The organism is Gammaproteobacteria bacterium (assembly GCA_003696665.1).
Lineage (GTDB): Bacteria > Pseudomonadota > Gammaproteobacteria > Enterobacterales.
Genome location: RFGJ01000201.1, coordinates 1 through 3,276, shown reverse-complemented (window position 1 = coordinate 3,276; position 3,276 = coordinate 1). Strand labels below are relative to the sequence as shown.

At 51.4% G+C, this 3,276-nt stretch carries 5 protein-coding genes; 4 read left to right on the top strand and 1 reads right to left on the bottom strand.

Annotated features, from left to right (window positions below; all coding sequences use genetic code 11):
• Window positions 1-6: 6 nt before the first annotated feature.
• The 4 genes from D6694_05875 (at window position 7) to D6694_05860 (ending at window position 2,285) form a co-directional block, all read left to right on the top strand.
• Entirely contained in the window at window positions 7-567 is a 561-nt protein-coding gene (locus tag D6694_05875) for an MFS transporter (GenBank protein ID RMH44438.1), read from the top strand.
• A 167-nt stretch (window positions 568-734) separates the two neighbouring features.
• The gene (ssb, locus tag D6694_05870) at window positions 735-1,202 is read left to right on the top strand and encodes a single-stranded DNA-binding protein (GenBank protein RMH44437.1); all 468 of its coding nucleotides are present in this window, start codon (window positions 735-737) and stop codon (window positions 1,200-1,202) included.
• Window positions 1,203-1,450: 248 nt separating this feature from the next.
• A complete protein-coding gene (locus tag D6694_05865; GenBank protein RMH44436.1) occupies window positions 1,451-1,879 on the top strand; it encodes a 50S ribosomal protein L13 in 429 nt (142 codons plus the stop codon).
• Window positions 1,880-1,892: 13 nt separating this feature from the next.
• On the top strand, window positions 1,893-2,285 hold the full coding sequence (locus D6694_05860; protein RMH44435.1) for a 30S ribosomal protein S9: 393 nt from the start codon (window positions 1,893-1,895) through the stop codon (window positions 2,283-2,285).
• Window positions 2,286-2,342: 57 nt separating this feature from the next.
• Here D6694_05860 and D6694_05855 read toward each other — a convergent pair whose 3' ends face one another.
• Entirely contained in the window at window positions 2,343-3,134 is a 792-nt protein-coding gene (locus D6694_05855) for an SDR family oxidoreductase (protein ID RMH44434.1), read from the bottom strand.
• Window positions 3,135-3,276 lie beyond the last annotated feature (142 nt).

The following is a 3,276-nucleotide window of genomic DNA, read 5'->3' as shown; positions in this document are numbered from 1 at the left end:
GCGGTGATGGCGGATGGTCAGTTGCGTCGCCTGAATTTCGCCATCTTTGTCTTGCATTTCTCCTTAAGTGCGATTTTCGTGAGCATCCCACAGGATCTCGTGGCCGCTGGATTTCAGCGAGACCACCTCGCTTGGGTTTATGCGCCGGTCATGGTGGGTAGTTTTCTATGCATGCTGCCATTGATGATTTCGGCGGAAAAACGCCGTCGCCATGTGCGTGTTTTGCAATTGGGATTGATGTTCGTCCTTGGTGGTGTTGTGGTATGGCTTATGGGATCGCAAACTGCGACCGCGGTCGTGGTTGGGTTGGCAGTATTTTTCCTTGGTTTCAATCTCCTTGAGTCACTGTTACCCAGTCTTTTATCGAGAATTGCGCCGCAGGCACTGAAAGGAACTGCATTGGGCGTTTATTCCACTGGGCAGTTTGTCGGGGCTTTTACTGGGGCGACGAGTGCAGGCTGGTTGCTACAACGGCAAGTCAGCCATGGCAACCTAGCCATAGTTGCGTTGTTGCTGGTGCTCTGTTTACTCAGCACCATTGGTTTGCGTGGCCCCACGAACGGTTAATTAGGGTGTTTCATTGGCAGCCATCAAGCTCGGCGAACAGGGTGTTTTTCATCCGTCGCGAGGGCTTATCAATGATGTTCTCGGTCTAGATTGCAATTAGCCGTAGTGATTCCTGAAAGCCTAAGTTACAATCAACTGTCCATGAAACAAAAAATGGGAAAGCAAAAATGGCGGCACGTGGCGTCAATAAAGTCATCTTAATTGGTAATTTGGGACGGGACCCGGAAGTTCGATATATGCCGAATGGTACAGCGGTTGCCAATATTACAGTGGCGACCAGTGAGACGTGGAAGGATCGTCAAACCGGCGAACCCATGGAACGCACCGAGTGGCACCGTGTGGTTTTGTATCGGCGACTGGCCGAAATTGCTGGTGAATATCTGCGCAAAGGCTCGAAAATCTATATTGAAGGGCGACTGCAAACACGAAAATGGCAAGACCAAAGTGGTCAAGACCGGTACACCACGGAAATTGTGGCGGATGAGTTGCAAATGCTGGATTCTCGCTCGGGCGGCGGTGCGGCATCCTATGAGACATCTGCAGCGCCATCGAGTCAGCCAGCAGCAAGTCGTGCGCCTGCTCAGCCGGAACCACCTGCTGAGCCAAGCTTTGACGATGATGATATCCCGTTTTAATCCACGATGCCCGCTTGGCGAACGTGCCTTGCCAAGCTGGGGGACGACAACAATGCGGCGATTGACAGCAAGCGCGTGGCAAAATGCCGTCATCAGCGCATTGTGTTGGGAAACGAACTCTGTGTTTGCTGTGATGCGCAGGATAGGGACAAAACCTTGCGAGATGTTGCGTTCTTAGGTAGAATGCGCGCCTTCTCGAAATATGTGTTTGGGCCCCAATCAAAGAGGGCCTGAGGTGGAGCGAAAAGATGAAAACCTTTAGTGCTAAGCCGGAAACTGTAAAGCGCGACTGGTATGTCGTTGATGCGACCGGCAAAACTTTGGGTCGCCTTGCCTCCGAAATCGCACGTCGTCTGCGTGGCAAGCATAAGCCAGAGTACACACCGCATGTGGACACTGGTGACTACATTGTTGTCATCAACGCAGAGAAAGTCGTGGTCACGGGCAACAAGGCGAAAGACAAAATTTATCACCGTCATACAGGTTACCCTGGAGGATTGAAGTCGATCTCTTTTGAAAAATTGATCGAAAAAGCGCCTGAGCGGGTGATCGCCAATGCGGTGAAAGGCATGTTGCCAAAGAATCCGTTGGGTCGGGCAATGTTCCGTAAATTGAAAATTTACGCTGGTCCGGAACACAAGCATCACGCCCAGCAGCCGAAGCCGCTGGACATCTGAGGAGAAGGGTACGATGGCTGTAGAACAATATTACGGAACGGGACGTCGCAAGAGTTCGACTGCGCGGGTGTTCTTGACCCGTGGAAGTGGGAAAATCACCATTAATGATCGTAGTCTGGAAGAGTACTTTGGCCGTGAAACGGCCCGGATGGTTGTCAAGCAACCATTAGAACTGACAGGGTTGACCGAATCGGTAGACCTCAAGATCACGGTTAAAGGTGGTGGACCGACAGGTCAAGCTGGTGCCATTCGCCATGGCATTACGCGCGCATTGTTGGCCTATGACGAGTCGCTGCGTCCAGAGTTGCGCAAAGCGGGTTACGTCACACGTGATGCGCGTGAAGTCGAGCGGAAGAAAGTTGGCCTGCACAAGGCACGTCGCCGCCCGCAGTTCTCTAAGCGTTAAGAGAAAGGGCAAACAACAAAAAACCGGACATTGTCCGGTTTTTTGTTGTTTACGTTTCTAGTTATCAAGTTCGTTCTCAGGCATGGCGGTGATGAAGAAGCCATTATCGACATGAATGACCTCACCGGTAATGCCGCCCGCCAAATCCGAACACAGGAACGCAGCCACATTGCCTACGTCAAGCTGGGTAACATTTCTGCGCAAAGGTGTTGCTGCTTCGTAATAGGACAACATTTTTCGAAAGCTTTTTACGCCTGATGCCGCCAATGTACGAATAGGGCCTGCTGAGATGGCGTTCACGCGCACGCCCTGTTTTCCGAGGCTTGCCGCCATATAGCGCATATTGGCTTCGAGTGACGCTTTGGCAACGCCCATCACGTTATAATTCGGTAAGGCACGTTCTGCGCCCAAATAGGACATGGTGACCAGTGCCGCATTGTCGCTTAACATTGGACGAGCTTCTTTGGCCAGTGCCGCAAAGCTATATGAACTGATGTCGTGCGCAATTTGAAAGCCCTCACGCGTGACACAGTCCAGATAGTCGCCATCAAGCTGGCCCGCTGGCGCAAAGGCCGCAGAATGTACGATTCCGTCAATCTTCGGCCAGTGTTTTTTCAGTTCAGCGAATAACGCAGCAATGCTGTCATCCGAACTCAAGTCACACGGAAAAACTAACTTCGAACCCCAGCCAGCCGCCATTTCTTCCACGCGCGGTTTCAACTTGTCGTTTTGGTAGTTGAACGCGAGCTCCGCCCCTTCGCGGTGCATCGCCTCGGCAACACCAGCGGCAATAGAACGAGGGCTGGCAAGTCCGATGATAAGAATGCGTTTACCTTGCAGAAAACCCATAAGACTTATCCTTATTTGTTGTGAGTGGAAAACCGTTCGAATTGTAACATAGCTATTTATTGATCAGGATTGACCAGATCGTTCTCAAGCTCTTGGGCATAATGGCAATGAACCCATTGTTGATCTAAGTGCATTTCACGCG